The organism is Pseudomonas putida (assembly GCF_030159595.1).
Classification (GTDB): Bacteria; Pseudomonadota; Gammaproteobacteria; order Pseudomonadales; family Pseudomonadaceae; genus Aquipseudomonas; species Aquipseudomonas putida_AC.
In genome coordinates this window covers 47524-62290 of record NZ_BSKJ01000009.1, presented here as the reverse complement: position 1 = coordinate 62290, position 14767 = coordinate 47524, and the positions used below count along the sequence as shown (strand labels likewise).

At 64.9% G+C, this 14767-nt stretch carries 15 protein-coding genes; 11 read left to right on the top strand and 4 right to left on the bottom strand.

Annotated elements, in window-relative coordinates:
* Positions 1 to 85 precede the first annotated feature (85 nt).
* Positions 86 to 904 (top strand): IclR family transcriptional regulator, encoded by an 819-nt coding sequence (locus QQL85_RS19760; protein ID WP_284356428.1) that lies wholly within the window; start codon positions 86 to 88, stop codon positions 902 to 904.
* Between the two features lie 144 nt (positions 905 to 1048).
* On the opposite strand, the gene QQL85_RS19755 is transcribed toward QQL85_RS19760, so the two are convergent.
* Positions 1049 to 1840: an ABC transporter ATP-binding protein gene (locus QQL85_RS19755; protein ID WP_284356427.1), complete on the bottom strand. Its 792-nt coding sequence runs from the start codon at positions 1838 to 1840 to the stop codon at positions 1049 to 1051.
* 109 nt (positions 1841 to 1949) lie between these two features.
* Here QQL85_RS19755 and fepB point away from each other — a divergent pair, with 109 nt between their 5' ends.
* The 7 genes from fepB to QQL85_RS19720 all read left to right on the top strand — a co-directional run bounded on the left by fepB (position 1950) and on the right by QQL85_RS19720 (position 10333).
* Positions 1950 to 2849, top strand: a complete 900-nt coding sequence (fepB, locus tag QQL85_RS19750; protein ID WP_284356426.1) for a Fe2+-enterobactin ABC transporter substrate-binding protein — start codon at positions 1950 to 1952, stop codon at positions 2847 to 2849.
* Between the two features lie 2 nt (positions 2850 to 2851).
* Positions 2852 to 3856, top strand: a complete 1005-nt coding sequence (locus QQL85_RS19745) for a FecCD family ABC transporter permease (RefSeq protein WP_284356425.1) — start codon at positions 2852 to 2854, stop codon at positions 3854 to 3856.
* Positions 3853 to 4890, top strand: coding sequence for a FecCD family ABC transporter permease (locus tag QQL85_RS19740; RefSeq protein ID WP_284356567.1), 1038 nt, complete (start codon positions 3853 to 3855; stop codon positions 4888 to 4890). Before QQL85_RS19745 ends, QQL85_RS19740 begins: the two co-directional genes overlap by 4 nt.
* Before the next feature lie 328 nt (positions 4891 to 5218).
* The gene (locus tag QQL85_RS19735; protein ID WP_284356424.1) at positions 5219 to 5701 is read left to right on the top strand and encodes a formate dehydrogenase subunit gamma; all 483 of its coding nucleotides are present in this window, start codon (positions 5219 to 5221) and stop codon (positions 5699 to 5701) included.
* Positions 5695 to 7254 (top strand): formate dehydrogenase beta subunit, encoded by a 1560-nt coding sequence (locus QQL85_RS19730; RefSeq protein ID WP_284356423.1) that lies wholly within the window; start codon positions 5695 to 5697, stop codon positions 7252 to 7254. Before QQL85_RS19735 ends, QQL85_RS19730 begins: the two co-directional genes overlap by 7 nt.
* Complete coding sequence (gene fdhF, locus QQL85_RS19725) at positions 7251 to 10133, top strand: formate dehydrogenase subunit alpha (RefSeq protein ID WP_284356422.1); 2883 nt, start codon at positions 7251 to 7253, stop codon at positions 10131 to 10133. The genes QQL85_RS19730 and fdhF overlap by 4 nt, the downstream gene beginning before the upstream one ends.
* The gene (locus tag QQL85_RS19720; RefSeq protein ID WP_284356421.1) at positions 10130 to 10333 is read left to right on the top strand and encodes a formate dehydrogenase subunit delta; all 204 of its coding nucleotides are present in this window, start codon (positions 10130 to 10132) and stop codon (positions 10331 to 10333) included. The genes fdhF and QQL85_RS19720 overlap by 4 nt, the downstream gene beginning before the upstream one ends.
* Before the next feature lie 163 nt (positions 10334 to 10496).
* On the opposite strand, the gene QQL85_RS19715 is transcribed toward QQL85_RS19720, so the two are convergent.
* On the bottom strand, positions 10497 to 11360 hold the full coding sequence (locus QQL85_RS19715; protein ID WP_284356420.1) for a universal stress protein: 864 nt from the start codon (positions 11358 to 11360) through the stop codon (positions 10497 to 10499).
* Between the two features lie 153 nt (positions 11361 to 11513).
* Here QQL85_RS19715 and QQL85_RS19710 point away from each other — a divergent pair, with 153 nt between their 5' ends.
* Positions 11514 to 12131, top strand: a complete 618-nt coding sequence (locus QQL85_RS19710; RefSeq protein ID WP_016714954.1) for a tRNA-(ms[2]io[6]A)-hydroxylase — start codon at positions 11514 to 11516, stop codon at positions 12129 to 12131.
* A 22-nt stretch (positions 12132 to 12153) separates the two neighbouring features.
* On the opposite strand, the gene QQL85_RS19705 is transcribed toward QQL85_RS19710, so the two are convergent.
* Positions 12154 to 12474: a DUF883 family protein gene (locus tag QQL85_RS19705; protein ID WP_284356419.1), complete on the bottom strand. Its 321-nt coding sequence runs from the start codon at positions 12472 to 12474 to the stop codon at positions 12154 to 12156.
* A 129-nt stretch (positions 12475 to 12603) separates the two neighbouring features.
* Between QQL85_RS19705 and QQL85_RS19700 the strand changes: the two genes are divergently transcribed.
* Complete coding sequence (locus QQL85_RS19700) at positions 12604 to 12867, top strand: hypothetical protein (protein WP_284356418.1); 264 nt, start codon at positions 12604 to 12606, stop codon at positions 12865 to 12867.
* A gap of 15 nt (positions 12868 to 12882) precedes the next feature.
* Here QQL85_RS19700 and QQL85_RS19695 read toward each other — a convergent pair whose 3' ends face one another.
* The gene (locus QQL85_RS19695) at positions 12883 to 13365 is read right to left on the bottom strand and encodes an LEA type 2 family protein (protein WP_284356417.1); all 483 of its coding nucleotides are present in this window, start codon (positions 13363 to 13365) and stop codon (positions 12883 to 12885) included.
* A gap of 135 nt (positions 13366 to 13500) precedes the next feature.
* Between QQL85_RS19695 and QQL85_RS19690 the strand changes: the two genes are divergently transcribed.
* Positions 13501 to 14625 carry a sigma-70 family RNA polymerase sigma factor gene (locus QQL85_RS19690; protein ID WP_284356416.1) on the top strand — a complete coding sequence of 375 codons (1125 nt, stop codon included), beginning with the start codon at positions 13501 to 13503 and terminating at the stop codon, positions 14623 to 14625.
* Positions 14626 to 14767: the final 142 nt, after the last annotated feature.

Here is a 14767-nt window from a genome sequence, read left to right as displayed (position 1 = left end):
TTGCTGGCGGTATGATAGGCAGCCGCGCTAACCGGCCACCGTGGTGGCGCCTGGCCGGATAATCAGAAATGAGGAGATAGCCCTGTTGAACACTTTGCAGTCCCCCGCCGACGCGGAACCGGAGAGCCCGGGCGAGAAGCGTTCCGGTACCATCCAGTCGGTGTCGATTGCCGCGCGGTTCCTGAATGTGCTGGCCAATGCGGAGAACGAACTGAGCCTGGGCGAAGTGGCCCGGCGCACCGGTACTGGCGGCTCTACGGCGCACCGTTACCTGCAAAGCCTGGTAAAGGAAGGGCTGGCCAGGCAGGACCCGGCCAGCGCGCTGTACGACCTGGGTCCGGCCGCGCTCAGCATTGGCATTGGCGCACTCAAGCGGGTGGACGCCGTGGAAATTGCCGCCCGGCACATGAAGGGCCTGGCCCAGCGGCATGCCGCCAGTGGCGGGGTGGCGATCTGGACCGACCGTGGCCCGACGCTGGTGCGTTGGTACCGCAGCGCCTACTTTTCGATCAACCCGCTGGCCTTGGGCGATATCCTGCCCATCGACAACACCGCCTGTGGGCTGATCTTTCAGGCGTTTCTGCCCAAGGCCACCATCGATGCTGCACGCAAGTTGCAGCCTGCGCATTTTCGCGGCACACCGCCCAGCGCCAAGGTGCTGGAGCAGATCCGCCAGCATTGCTGGGCCGAGTTGACCAGCCACTTGCTGTCGAGCGTCACCGGGCAGGCGGCGCCGGTGTTCGATGCGCAGCAGGAGATTGTGTGCGTGATGACCACGGTGACCGACCTTGGGCAACTGCGCACCCCGGAGGATCGGCAGGCGCTGTTCCATGAAGCGGGGTTGGTCAACCAGGCAACCGGTGGGCGCATGCTGGGGGCTCCTGAACCGGTGTTACCCGTTTAAGCGTGTCCAAAGCCTGCGCGATCCCTGTGGGAGCGGGTTCACCCGCGAACACCTGCGCAGCCGGTGCCATGCACCGCGTCGTATTCTTCGCGGGTAAACCCGCTCCCACAGGGGCCCTGGCTGGCCGGGCTTATGTGAACGGCCTTAACGCGCTTCATGACGCCCACGCGGCACCAGCATCGGCGTCCCGCTCACCGGGTCCTCGATCACCAGCCCCGACAACCCGAACACCTGCTGCACCAGCGCCTCGGTAAATATCTCTGCCGGTGCGCCCTGGGCAACGATGGCGCCATCGCGCATGGCCACCAGGTGGCTGGCATAGCGGCAGGCCTGGTTAAGGTCGTGCAGCACCGCAACAATGGTGCGCCCCTGGCGATTCAGGTCGCGCAACAACTCCAGCAATTCGTACTGGTGGGCGATGTCCAGGTAAGTGGTGGGCTCGTCGAGCAACAGCAACGGCGTTTCCTGGGCCAGCACCATGGCAATCCACACGCGCTGGCGCTGACCACCAGACAGTGCCTGCAGTGGCCGTTCGGCCAGGTCTTCGATGCCGGTCGCATGCATCGCCCGCTGCACCGCTTGCTCATCTTCGACGGACCACTGCCGCCATAGGCGCTGGTGCGGGTAGCGCCCGCGCGCGACCAGTTCGGCCACACGGATCCCGTCCGGTGCGTTGGCGCTCTGTGGTAGCAGAGCCAGGCGCCGGGCCACCTCCTTGGCGGGGCGCGACTGGATGTCCTGGCCATCGAGCAGTACCTGGCCGCAACGGGGTGCCAGCAGCCGCGAGAGCGCCGCCAGCAGGGTCGACTTGCCGCAGGCGTTGGGGCCGACGATCACGGTGAAACCACCGTCGGGGATGTCCAGCGACAGGTCGTGCGACAGCGTTCGGGTATCACGGCGCAGGGTCAGTGCGCGGGCTTGCAGGCGAGGGCTCATGGTCGGTCCTTGGTCGTGCGCATTTTGCGGAACGTATTCTACATGATGGAATTATCTGTATGAGAAGTATTATCATGCGCAGCTGAATCCCACCGAGCGAAACCGATCGATGAAGCGTTTTCGAGTTTGTGCAGCACTGGCCGCCGTCGCCCTGGCGCTGGCCGGCGCAACCCTGACCGCAACGGCCGCGCCTACGCGCATTGTCTCCACTACTCCGAGCGTAACCGGCATCCTGCTGGCCATGCAGGCGCCGTTGGTGGCCAGCGCCGCCGCCACGCCCAGCCGCCTGACCGATGGCAAAGGCTTCTTTTCGCAATGGGCTGCCGTGGCCGACCAGCGTGATGTGCAGGTGCTGTACCGCAACTTGCAGTTCGACATCGAGGCGGTGGTGGCCAGTGCGCCCGATCTGCTGGTGGTCTCCGCCACCGGGGCCGACAGCGCTGCGCCGCACCTGGCAGAGCTGAAGGCCCAAGGTGTGCCGACCTTGGTGGTGAATTACTCCAACCAGTCCTGGCAAGAACTGGCCACCGAACTGGGTGCAAAAACCGGGTTGCAACAGCAGGCCAAGGCCCTGATCCAACAGTTCGACGACTACACCCGTGCCACTGCCGCGCGCTTGCACCCCTCACCAAGGCAGGTGGTGCTGATTGGCTACAACATCGGTGGCAGTTATTCCATCGGCCGTACCATCAGCCCGCAGGCGCGGCTGCTGACGGCACTTGGCTTCCAGGTGCGCGAGCTGCCCAAGGCGATGGCCGGGCAGGTCATTCGTGCTACCGAGTTCCAGTTCATTTCCCGCGAGAGCCTGGCCGCCGCCATCGGCGATGCCGATGTGTTCCTGCTCAGCGCCGATGACAAAGACGCCCTGGCATTTCGCAGCGACCCGGTGCTGGCCAACCTGCCGGCGGTGCAACACCAGCGCGTGTACCCGCTGGGGCCCAGTTCGTTCCGCATAGACTACTACTCCGGGCGGCAGATGCTCGACACCGTCGCCGGATACTTCCGCTGACCATGGCCGGCCAGACCTTGCGCCCTGCGCTGTTGGCGGGGCTTTTGTTGCTGTTGGTGGCAGCGTTGGCAAGCCTGCTGATCGGCTCGCACCCGATTGCCTTCGGCGTGGCGTTCGATGCCCTCTTCCAGCCCGATCTGCATAACGACGAGCACCTGATCGTGCGTGAATTACGCGTACCACGCACGCTGGTGGCGTTGCTCGCCGGGCTGGCGCTGGGTGCGGCGGGCACCTTGATGCAGGCACTGACACGTAACCCGCTGGCCGAGCCCGGGCTGCTGGGCGTGAATGCTGGCGCCGCGCTGGCGGTCATCCTTGGCGTTGCGCTGTTTGGCCTGACCCAGGTCAGCCAGTACATCCCGCTGGCCTTCCTCGGTGCGGGCATTGCCGGTATTGCCGTGTTCCTGCTGGGCCAGGCGGGGGCGGTGGACAGCAACCCGGTACGCCTGGTGCTGGCCGGGGCGGGGCTGAGCATGCTGCTGGCTTCGCTCACGGCCATCCTCGTGCTCAACACCCCGCCGCAGGTCTACGACCATTTCCGCCATTGGGCGGCAGGCTCGTTGGCGGGCAGCAGTACAGCTGCGTTGCCATTGCCGACCGTGGCCATCGCCTTGGGCTTGGCCTTGGCGGCAGCCTTGATGCCACGACTCAATGCCTTGGCGCTAGGCCGTGATCTGGGCCGGGCGTTGGGTGTGAATGTGCGCATGACCTGGGCGCTGGCCTGCGTGGCGCTGATGCTGCTGGCCGGCAGCGCTACGGCAATCGCCGGGCCGATCGGTTTCGTCGGCCTGGTGGCACCCCACCTGGCACGCTTGCTGGTTGGGCCGGACTACCGGCGCATGCTGCCGTATGCCGCGCTGATTGCTGCCCTGTTGTTATTGGGCGCCGACCTGCTTGGCCGCGTGCTCGCAGCGCCGGCAGAGCTGGCAGCCGGCACCCTGGCGCTGTTGCTGGGCGGGCCGGCCTTTATCGTACTGATCGGCAGGTTTCGTCTATGTCAGCTGTGAAGGGTTTGCGTGCGTTCAGGCGCGGGCCTGTCAGCCTGCGTTTCAGCCCCCGGGCGGCGTGGGTCGGCAGCGTACTGGTGCTGTTGGTGATGGCGCTGGCGGTGCTGCTGCTCGGTACGGGTAGCCTGCCGATTCGTGCGGACCAGGTATTGGCCAGCCTGCTGGGGCAAGGTGACAACGAGATGGTCAGCCGCATTGTCACCCGCGTGCGTTTGCCGCGGGTGCTCACGGCGGTTCTGGTGGGCGCGGCGCTGGGTATGGCCGGGGCGATCTTCCAGTCAATCGCCCGCAACCCCCTTGGTTCACCCGATGTCATCGGCTTTACCACCGGCGCCGCGAGTGGTGCCATCGTGCAGATCATCCTGTTCGACGCCGGCCCGTTGGCCACGGCCTTGGCGGCGGTGTCGGCCGGCATGCTCACCGCGTTGCTGGTATTGCTGCTGGCGCGTCGCGGGCAGGGCGGTCAGGGTTATCGGCTGGTCCTGGTGGGCATCGGCATGGGCGCCACGTTGTCGGGCTTGAACCAGTTGCTGCTGGTGACCGGCGACCTGGATCAGGCGCTGTTCGCCCAGCTGTGGCTGGCCGGCTCGCTCAACACGCGTACTTGGGCCCATGTGCTGCCTGCCGCGCTGGGGCTGGCGGTGATCGTGCCAGTGGCCTTGCTGCACGGCCGTGAACTGGCGCTGATGGAAATGGGCGATGGTACGGCCCGCCAGCTTGGGGTGGCCGTGGAGCGTTCACGGTTGCGGTTGGTACTGGCTGCGGTGGGCCTTACCGCCATCGCCACGGCCGCAGCCGGGCCCATTGCCTTCATCGCCCTGGCCGGCCCGCAACTGGCACGGCGGCTGACGCGTACGGCGGGGATGCCGTTATTGTGCGCCGCCTTGATGGGCGCAGCGTTGCTGTTGCTGGCCGACTGGCTGAGCCAGCGCTTGGCGGCCACGGCGCAGTTGCCGGTTGGGTTGGTGACGGGGGTGTTGGGAGGGTGTTACCTGCTGTGGTTGATTACAACCCAGCGTCAGCGGCCGAGTTGAGCGAGCGCCGCGCGTGCGGCGCTCGCTCTGTGCATCACCTCGAAACCCAAGGCATGCACTTGGCAGCCCTCATCCAGCTACATGGCGAGCACGCATAAAACCAACCGTCGGTTTCAGGATGCGCCTGGTCGCTCGCACGCAACCTCCTGGCGCCACAAGTGCCATGCTTACAGGATGCCTTCGGACCAGTGCACGCAGATGCACGGCCTTGGGCAAGGAGGCCGCCAGACCACGCAACCGTGACGTGGCCGGCGTGCCGCAGCAGAACACGCCGGATACCTGCCCCCACAATAATTCAGGCAGGGTCCGTGATGCCGAGGTCCGCTGTATGCCTGATGAATTGCTCCACCTGCCCGTAATCCAGCGCATTCTGGCCCGTGACAAGGCTACCCCTGGCGCGCTGTTGCCGATCCTGCATGCCATCCAGCACGACATCGGTTTCATCCCCGATGCTGCCGTCCCGGAAATTGCCCATGCCCTGAACCTCAGCCTGGCCGAGGTGCGCGGGGTGATCAGCTTCTATCATGACTTCCGCACATCGCCGCCGGCGCGCCACACCTTGCGCCTGTGCCGCGCCGAGTCCTGCCAGAGCCGTGGTGCCGAAGCCCTGGCCGCGCAACTGCGCGAACAGCTGGCGCTGGACGACCACGGCACCAGCGCCGACGGCACCATCAGCCTGCGCCCGGTTTACTGCCTGGGTGCCTGTGCCTGCTCGCCGGCGCTGGAGCTGGATGGCCAGGTGCATGCCCGGCTCACCCCTGAACGCCTGCGCGCATTGGTGAACGGTTGCCGGGAGGATGCAGCATGCTGAAGCTCTACATCCCCTGCGACTCGGTGGCCCGCGCCGTGGGGGCCGACCGGGTGGCCGATGCCTTGCAGCGTGAGGCCGAGCGTCGTCAGTTGCCGCTGGATATCCAACGCACCAGCTCACGCGGGCTGTACTGGCTGGAGCCGTTGGTCGAGTGCGACGCCGCACAAGGGCGCCTGGGTTTTGGCCCGGTCACACCGGAAGATGTGCCGGCCTTGCTCGATGCCCTGGCTGGTGAACCGGGTGGCCACTCGCTGGCGCTGGGGCCGGTCGAAGAAATCCCTTACCTGAAGACCCAGCAACGCCTGCTGTTCGCCCGCGCCGGCATCACCCGCCCGTTGTCGCTGGACGACTACCGTGCCCAGGGTGGTTTCGCCGGCCTGGAGGCTGCCGTGGCCATGGACGGTGCCGACGTGGTCGCTGCTGTACTCGATTCCGGCCTGCGCGGCCGTGGCGGTGCTGCGTTCCCCGCTGGCATCAAGTGGCGCACCGTGCGCGACGCCGCGCCAGGGCAGAAGTACATAGTCTGCAATGCTGACGAAGGCGACTCTGGCACCTTCGCTGACCGCATGCTGATGGAAGGCGACCCGCTCCTGCTGATCGAGGGCATGATCATTGCCGGCCTCGCTGTGGGCGCCGACAAGGGCTACATCTATGTGCGCTCGGAATACCCCGACGCCATCCGTGTACTTGACCAAGCTATTACCATCGCTCGCGCCGCCGGCTATCTCGGCACTGACGTAGCCGGCAGCGGTCAGCCCTTCGACCTGGAAGTGCGGGTTGGCGCCGGCGCCTATATCTGCGGCGAAGAAACCGCGCTGCTCGAATCCATCGAAGGCAAGCGCGGCATCGTCCGCGCCAAGCCGCCGCTGCCCGCGTTGCAAGGCCTGTTTGGCCTGCCAACGCTGGTGCACAACGTGCTCACCCTGGCTTCGGTGCCCATCATCCTGGCCAAGGGCGCGGCGTTCTATCGGGATTTCGGCATGGGCCGCTCACTGGGCACCATGCCCTTCCAGTTGGCCGGCAACATACGCCAGGGGGGCCTGGTGGAACGCGCCTTTGGCCTGACCCTGCGCGAGCTGGTGGAAGGTTACGGCGGCGGCACGGCCAGTGGTCGGCCGCTGAAGGCTGCGCAGGTCGGTGGCCCGCTCGGCGCTTGGGTGCCACCCAGCCACTTCGACACGCCGCTGGACTATGAGGCCTTCGCCGCCATGGACGCGATGCTTGGCCATGGCGGTGTGGTAGTGGCCGACGACACCTTGAACATGGCCAGCATGGCGCGCTTTGCCCTGCAGTTCTGCGCCGAGGAATCCTGCGGCAAATGCACCCCGTGCCGCATCGGCTCCACCCGGGGCATGGAAGTGGTCGACCGGTTGATCGCGACCAGTGATCTCACCGAACGCCACGACCAGGCCCTGTTATTGCGCGACCTGTGCGACACGATGCAGTACGGCTCGCTGTGCGCCATGGGCGGCATGACCGCCTACCCGGTGGCCAGCGCCCTCAAGTACTTTCCCGCCGATTTCGGGCTGACCACCACGGAGGCCGCGCAGTGATCAATTTCTTCGACCCCGCTTCTGATAAAAGCAGCGACCTCGGCACCCCGGCCCGTGACAGTGACGTGCAAGTCAGCCTGAGCATCGACGGCCGCGCCATCAGCGTGCCTGAGGGCACTTCGGTGATGCGCGCCGCCGCCATGCTTGGCACCAGCATCCCCAAACTCTGCGCCACCGACAGCCTCGAAGCCTTTGGTTCGTGCCGCATGTGCATGGTGGAAATCGAAGGCATGCGCGGCTACCCGGCCTCCTGCACCACCCCGGTCAGCGAGGGCATGGTGGTGCGTACCGAAACCCCGCGCCTGGCGGGCCTGCGCCGCAACGTGATGGAGTTGTACATCTCCGACCACCCGCTGGACTGCCTCACCTGTTCGGCCAACGGCAACTGCGAACTGCAGACCGTGGCCGGCCAGGTCGGCCTGCGGGAGGTGCGCTACGGCTACGACGGTGCCAACCACCTGGCCGAAAAAAAGGACGTTTCCAACCCGTATTTCGACTACGAACCCAGCAAGTGCATTGTCTGCAGCCGTTGCGTGCGTGCTTGCGAGGACATTCAGGGCACCTTTGCCCTGACCATCACCGGGCGTGGTTTCGAGTCGCGGGTGGCGGCGGCGGGTGGTGACAACTTCCTGGCCTCCGAGTGCGTGTCGTGCGGCGCCTGCGTGCAGGCGTGCCCGACCGCGACCCTCACGGAAAAGAGCCTGGTGCAGCTTGGTCAGCCTGAACGTTCGGTCATTACCACTTGCGCCTATTGCGGGGTCGGCTGCTCGTTCCGTGCGGAAATGAAAGGCGACCAACTGGTGCGTATGGTCCCGGACAAGAACGGCGGTGCCAACCATGGCCACGCCTGCGTCAAGGGCCGCTTTGCCTGGGGCTACGCTACCCACCCGGACCGCATTACCAAACCGATGATCCGCAAGCGCCTGGAAGACGCGTGGCAGGAGGTGAGCTGGGACGAAGCGGTGACTTACGCCGCCAGCGAGTTCCGCCGTATTCAGCTTAAATACGGGCGTGATTCCATCGGCGGTATCACCTCCAGCCGCTGCACCAACGAAGAAGCTTACCTGGTGCAGAAACTGGTGCGCACGGCATTCGGCAACAACAACGTTGATACCTGCGCGCGGGTATGCCATTCGCCCACCGGCTATGGCCTGAAACAGACCCTGGGTGAGTCGGCGGGTACGCAAAGTTTCGATTCGGTGATGCAGGCCGACGTGGTGCTGGTGATCGGCGCCAACCCAACCGACGCGCACCCAGTGTTCGGTTCACAGCTCAAGCGCCGCCTGCGCCAAGGCGCGCGGTTGATCGTGATCGACCCGCGGCGCATCGACCTGGTCGACTCGCCCCATGCCCGCGCCGAATTGCACCTGCAACTGCGCCCAGGCACCAACGTGGCCATGCTCAACGCGCTGGCCCATGTGATCGTCACCGAGGGCCTGCTGGCCCAGCGCTTCATCGATGCGCGCTGCGAAACCGAGGACTTCGCCCGCTGGCGTGACTTCGTCAGCCTGGCAGAGAATGCCCCTGAAGTACTTGGTCCGGTCTGCGGCGTACCTGCCGAGCAGATCCGCGCCGCCGCTCGGCTGTATGCCACGGGTGGCAATGCAGCCATCTACTACGGCCTGGGCGTGACCGAGCACAGCCAGGGCAGTACCGCAGTGATGGGCATCGCCAACCTGGCCATGGCCACCGGCAACATTGGCCGTGAAGGGGTAGGGGTAAACCCGCTGCGCGGGCAGAACAACGTACAGGGCTCGTGCGACATGGGCTCTTTCCCCCATGAGCTGCCTGGCTACCGGCACATTTCCAACGAAGGCGTGCGTGCCGAGTTCGAGCGCGCCTGGGGCGTGACGTTGCAGCCCGACCCGGGCCTGCGCATTCCCAACATGTTCGAGGCGGCGCTGGACGGCAGCTTCAAGGCGCTGTACTGCCAGGGCGAGGACATCGCCCAGAGCGACCCCAACACCCAGCATGTCACGGCGGCCTTGCATGCCATGGAGTGCGTGGTGGTGCAGGACATCTTCCTCAACGAAACGGCCAAGTTCGCCCATGTGTTCCTGCCGGGCAGTTCGTTCCTGGAAAAGGACGGCACCTTCACCAATGCCGAGCGGCGTATTTCGCGGGTACGCAAGGTCATGGAGCCGCTGGCCGGCAAGGCCGACTGGGAGGCGACCGTGGCCTTGGCCAACGCCTTGGGCTACCCGATGAACTACCGTCACCCGTCCGAAATCATGGACGAGATCGCCCGCCTGACGCCCACCTTCCGCCGCGTCAGCTACGCCGAAATCGACCGCCACGGCAGCCTGCAGTGGCCGTGCAACGACGCGGCGCCCGACGGTACGCCGACCATGCACATCGACCAGTTCGTGCGCGGCAAGGGGCGCTTCATGCTCACGGGTTATGTGCCCACCGACGAGAAGGTCAACAACCGCTACCCGTTGTTGCTGACCACCGGCCGCATACTGAGCCAGTACAACGTCGGGGCCCAGACCCGGCGCACCGGCAACGTGGCCTGGCACGATGCTGACCGCCTGGAAATTCACCCCACAGATGCGGAAAGCCGTGGCATCCACGACGGTGACTGGGTGGGTATCGGTAGTCGCGCCGGGCAGACCGTGCTGCGTGCCAAGGTCAGTGCGCGGGTGGCGCCGGGGGTGGTGTACACCACCTTCCACTTCCCCGAGTCGGGGGCCAACGTGATCACTACCGACAACTCCGACTGGGCCACCAACTGCCCGGAATACAAGGTGACGGCGGTCGAGGTGGTCAAGGTGTTCCAGCCGTCGCAGTGGCAGAAGCGCTATCAGGACTTCAGTGATGAACAGCGTCGCTTGCTGAAGGAACGCCGTACAGCGGAGAACGCCGAGGTGCGTCGATGAGCAGCGACAACCTGGTCAAGATGGCCAACCAGATCGCCCACTACTTTGACAGCGAGCCAGACCGGGCGCTGGCGGTTCAAGGGGTGCGGCAGCATTTACAGAGCTTCTGGACGCCGGCGATGCGCCGGCAGCTGGCGGAGTGGGTCGAGGCCAATGCAGGGGAGGGGCTGGACCCGAAGGTGCGGGAGGCGTTGGCGTAGCTGTTGGTGCTGATTGGGGCTGCTTCGCAGCCCTTCGCGGGCAAGCCCGCTCCCACAGATGAACCATGCCCCTGAGGTATACGCAGTACCCTGTGGGAGCGGGCTTGCCCGCGAAGGGCCGCAAAGCGGCCCCAATAACAGCGAGGTGAAGCGGAATAGGGATTCAGTCGCGGGCCAACTCTGCCTGGTGGGCGATGGCTTCTTCGCTTTTCAGCACCAATACATCGCCTTCCAGAGCATCCAGCACCACCTCCGAAGTATTACCAATCAACGCCCCGGTAATCCCCGTGCGGCACACCGTGCCGATCACCGTCACCACGGCATCCAGCTTCTGCTCGGTATGGGGTATCAGCACATCCGCCGGCCCTTCAGCCACATGCAAACGGTCTTCGCTGATGTCATATTCGGCCTGGAACGCCTTGCAAGCTTCGCGATACCGCTTCTCGATGGTTTCGCTCAGCTGGTAAGCCGGGTCCGAGGCCGACAGCATCGGCGACGGATGGGCACTGATGACATGCAGTTCGCCCTTGGCCAGTTTGGCAATCTCAAACCCATGGTCAATGATGCTGGCATGCAGGCGACGGTGGTCCTCGTCCTGGTTGCCTACGTCCACCGCAGCCAGAATCTTGCCCCCGGTCCACGGCCGTTCGCTCTTGACCATCAGCACGGCACACGGGCACTGGCGCAGCAGCTTCCAGTCGCTGGGGGTAAGCAGGGCTTTTTTCAGCGGGTTGTCCGGGCGGTGTTCCTTGATCACCAGCTCGCAGCCCTCGGCCTGCTGCACATAGATGATCGTGTCGTGCAGGTTGTCGCGCCAGGCTTCTTCATGGGTGACGTTGTCGTAGCCGTCATCGTGCAGCTGGCTGCTCAGCAGGCTAAGCAGCGCACTGTGGTCATGCCGCTTGTCGCACATCAGCAGGTGCAGGCGTGCGCCGGTGACACCGGCGATCAGCTTGGCCCGGGTTAGCGCTCGGCTATGGGCGTGCTCAGGGTCGAGGACGACGAGGATGCTGCGGACGGCTTGCATGGGCGTTAACTCCCTTCAAAGGTGGCGGCCAATGCCTGACTATAGACGGCGCGCCCCCCGCTGGCGCTTGATGTACATCAGCATAGTCACTGGCGCTGCCCGCCGCCGCCGGTATAATCGCCGGCCCTGCCTGTTCTGTGTGGTTGCACGCTTATGTCCCTGATCCCCGAAATCGACGCCTTTCTTGGCTGCCCGACGCCAGACGCCTGGATCGAAGCGGCGCTGGCCGACCAGGAAACCCTGCTGATCGACCACAAGAACTGTGAATTCAAGGCCGCCAGCACCGCCTTGAGCCTGATGGCCAAGTACAACACCCACCTCGACCTGATCAACATGATGTCGCGCCTGGCCCGTGAAGAGTTGGTGCACCATGAACAGGTCTTGCGCCTGATGAAGCGCCGTGGCGTGCCACTGCGCCCGGTATCGGCGGGGCGCTATGCGTCGGGGCTGCGCCGCCTGGTGCGCGCCCACGAACCGGTCAAACTGGTGGATACGCTGGTGGTGGGGGCGTTCATCGAGGCACGCAGCTGCGAGCGCTTTGCCGCGCTGGTGCCGCATCTGGACGAAGAATTAGGCCGCTTCTATCACGGCCTGTTGAAAAGCGAAGCGCGCCACTACCAGGGCTACCTGAAACTGGCGCACAACTACGGCGATGAGGCGGACATTGCCCGCCGGGTGGAACTGGTGCGGGCTGCGGAAGTAGAGCTGATCCAGTCGCCAGACCAGGAACTGCGCTTCCACAGCGGTATCCCGCAGGCGCTGGCCGCCTGATTTTCGTGAGGCGGCCCAGGCTTCAGTTGCGCCGGCCGAGCAGCAAGCCGATCACCAGGCCGAAGCCGGCAGAAATGGCCACGGTCTGCCACGGATGGCCACCGATATAGTCCTGTGTGGCGTCCACCACAGGTTGTGCCTTGCTGCGGACGTTGCTGGCCGCCTGGCGGGCCTGGCGCAGCTTCAGGCTTACCTGCGCGCGTAACGTCTCTGCTTCGTCGCCCACCAGGGCGGCGCTGTCGTTCAGCAGCTTTTCCGATTCTTCTATCAGCGATTGCAGTTCGCTGAATACCTGGTCCTTGATCTGATCGCTGTCTGCCAGTGCGGCGTTTTTCCGGGCCATGAACTCGTCCTCGTCGATGGGGTGGTTTGAACAATGGATGCCGCCGCGTCGGGAAAGTTGCGCCGGCTTTCCGATGTTGCGTTGCCTGGGTGTAAGATAGCGGCCATTTTCAAACCTGCAGGTACCTTCATGAGTTTCAATCTGGCCAACATGAGCTTCGAGGAACGGGCGCAGATCGAGGCAGAGAAGGCGCGGCTGTTCGAGATGTGGCAGAGCAACCTGGGCAAAGCCAAGGGTGATGCGGCCCGGCTGATTGCCGAAAAGCCGCGGCGCAAGGGCAAATGGGCCGAGTGGGTACGCGCCGAACTGGACAGCATGTCGCCGCCCGAATACGCCAGCATGGTGCGCAGCGAAGTCAACAAGCTGATGGCCGCCGCCAGCGCCAACCGCTGACCGCCCGACGGGCACTTACCAGTAGGCACCGTTGGGCAGGTCCAGCTTGCCCTCGTCAGTAAAGCGCACGGTCCCCAGCAACCCGCCCGCCAGCTTGCCGCGCAGCTTGTAGGGCAACCCCTTCAGCGAGTCCACCGTGCCCAGCCCATAGGCCTGGCGCAGGAAGGAAAATGCCGTGATGCTCACCGGCACCACGATCACCGCTTCGTCATAGCGGCCAATGTGCCCTTGCTGGTCGCTGACCCCGGCGGCCAGCGGCTGGCCGTTCACTTCCAGGTTCAGGGCAATGCCGTTGTAGTCGATCGGCGACTCGTTGGGGTTTTGCACCCGCATTTTCACGGCCATGCGCAGTTCCAGTTCCTGCCCAGGCAGGGGCTCGATGCCGATCATGCTGATGTTGACCGGATCGCGTGGCTGGAACAGTGCGCAGGCACCCAGGCCATACGCCATCAGCAGGACGAGAAACAGGCGGATACCGTGGTGCGGGCGGGCAGTCATTGAGGGCGACCTTGCCAGAGTGAGCGAACAGTCAGTGTGGCAAATGCGCGTCGGCGTTGAAAGTATCCTTGCAGATGAAAGATACTGTTTCTCATTAACGTCCGATAACTCATCCTGCTGGCAGTTCCGAAACCCATGCTGACGTCACCCGTGTCGGGCCTGCTGGCGACTTTCCAGGAGCACTACGACGACCTGTTGCAGTTCCTGACCCGGCGCATGAGCGACCGCCAGCGCGCCGCCGACGTGGCCCAGGAAACCTACCTGAAGCTGGTGAAAGTCGATGAACAAGCGGTGCCGGTGTTGCACGCGCGCAGCTTCATTTTCCGCGTGGCCGGCAACTTGGCAATCGATGCCTTGCGCCGCGAGCAGCGCCTTGCTGCCAGCCATGACGACTGTGACGGCGCGGGTGAACTGACCTGTCCGGCGCCAGCGCCCGAGGCGACGTTGCTGGCCCGGGAGCGCCTGCAGATTCTCGACGATGCGCTGCTGGAACTGCCCGACAACGCCCGCCAGGCGTTGTTGCTGAACCGTGTCGAAGGCTTGACCCAGGCGCAGATCGCACAGCGGCTGGGGGTTTCCGAGAGCATGGTGGCCAAATACATCGGCCAGGCCCTGCGCCATTGCCGCGACTGGTTCAAGCAGGCGGGCGTGGCGGCTTCCGTGGTGTTGCTGGTCGCCGCTGTGGCGTGTTGGCAACAGGCGCCGATGCTGCTGGCGGATTACCACACGGCAGTGGGCGAGCGGCAGGTGATTACCTTGGCAGATGGCACGCGGGTGACACTGAACAGTTCCAGTGCGCTGAGTGTGGTGTTCAGCGAGCACGAACGCCGGGTGGTGCTGGATGCTGGTGAGGCCCTGTTCGAGACCACTGAGGACTCAAGGCCGTTTGTGGTCGAGACGGCAGGCGAGCGGGTGCAGGGGGGGATGGCCACCTTCAGCGTGCGCCGCGATGGCCGCGTGGTGTTGGCACATGGTGACGCCCGTTTGGGTGAACATGAACTCGTGGTGGCGGCCGACGCCGGAACGCAGATGGCCTGGCAGCGCGGCAAGCTGATCTTCAACGGCAAACCGCTGGGGCAGGTGCTGGCGGAACTTGAGCGCTACCGGCATGGGCGCATCGTGCTGTCCGACAGCAAGCTGGCGGCGATGGAGGTGAGCGGGGTGTTTGACCTGGATGAGCCAGAGGCCCTGTTGCGCACCCTGGAGCAGCGTTATGGCCTGAAGGTGACCTACCTGCCGTGGTTGGCCGTGGTTCATTGACTTGCCTGTGCGGGCCTCTTCGCGGCGTTAGCCGCGAAGAGGCCCGCACAGGAAAAATAATTTCCATTTGGCACTGCAAGTTCCTGCAAGCCAGATCGTCGTAGTGGGACTGATCAGCAACCCATTCTCATTTACGACTTGT

Bases quoted from the DNA above. Each gene is read 5' to 3' on its own strand.
- QQL85_RS19735 (WP_284356424.1), top strand. From the start codon at position 5,219: ATGCCTGATGAATTGCTCCACCTGCCCGTAATCCAGCGCATTCTGGCC.
- QQL85_RS19755 (WP_284356427.1), bottom strand. From the start codon at position 1,840: ATGAGCCCTCGCCTGCAAGCCCGCGCACTGACCCTGCGCCGTGATACC.
- QQL85_RS19705 (WP_284356419.1), bottom strand. From the start codon at position 12,474: ATGGCCCGGAAAAACGCCGCACTGGCAGACAGCGATCAGATCAAGGAC.
- QQL85_RS19695 (WP_284356417.1), bottom strand. From the start codon at position 13,365: ATGACTGCCCGCCCGCACCACGGTATCCGCCTGTTTCTCGTCCTGCTG.
- QQL85_RS19720 (WP_284356421.1), top strand. From the start codon at position 10,130: ATGAGCAGCGACAACCTGGTCAAGATGGCCAACCAGATCGCCCACTAC.
- QQL85_RS19745 (WP_284356425.1), top strand. From the start codon at position 2,852: ATGGCCGGCCAGACCTTGCGCCCTGCGCTGTTGGCGGGGCTTTTGTTG.
- QQL85_RS19700 (WP_284356418.1), top strand. From the start codon at position 12,604: ATGAGTTTCAATCTGGCCAACATGAGCTTCGAGGAACGGGCGCAGATC.
- fepB (WP_284356426.1), top strand. From the start codon at position 1,950: ATGAAGCGTTTTCGAGTTTGTGCAGCACTGGCCGCCGTCGCCCTGGCG.
- QQL85_RS19715 (WP_284356420.1), bottom strand. From the start codon at position 11,360: ATGCAAGCCGTCCGCAGCATCCTCGTCGTCCTCGACCCTGAGCACGCC.
- QQL85_RS19690 (WP_284356416.1), top strand. From the start codon at position 13,501: ATGCTGACGTCACCCGTGTCGGGCCTGCTGGCGACTTTCCAGGAGCAC.
- QQL85_RS19710 (WP_016714954.1), top strand. From the start codon at position 11,514: ATGTCCCTGATCCCCGAAATCGACGCCTTTCTTGGCTGCCCGACGCCA.
- QQL85_RS19730 (WP_284356423.1), top strand. From the start codon at position 5,695: ATGCTGAAGCTCTACATCCCCTGCGACTCGGTGGCCCGCGCCGTGGGG.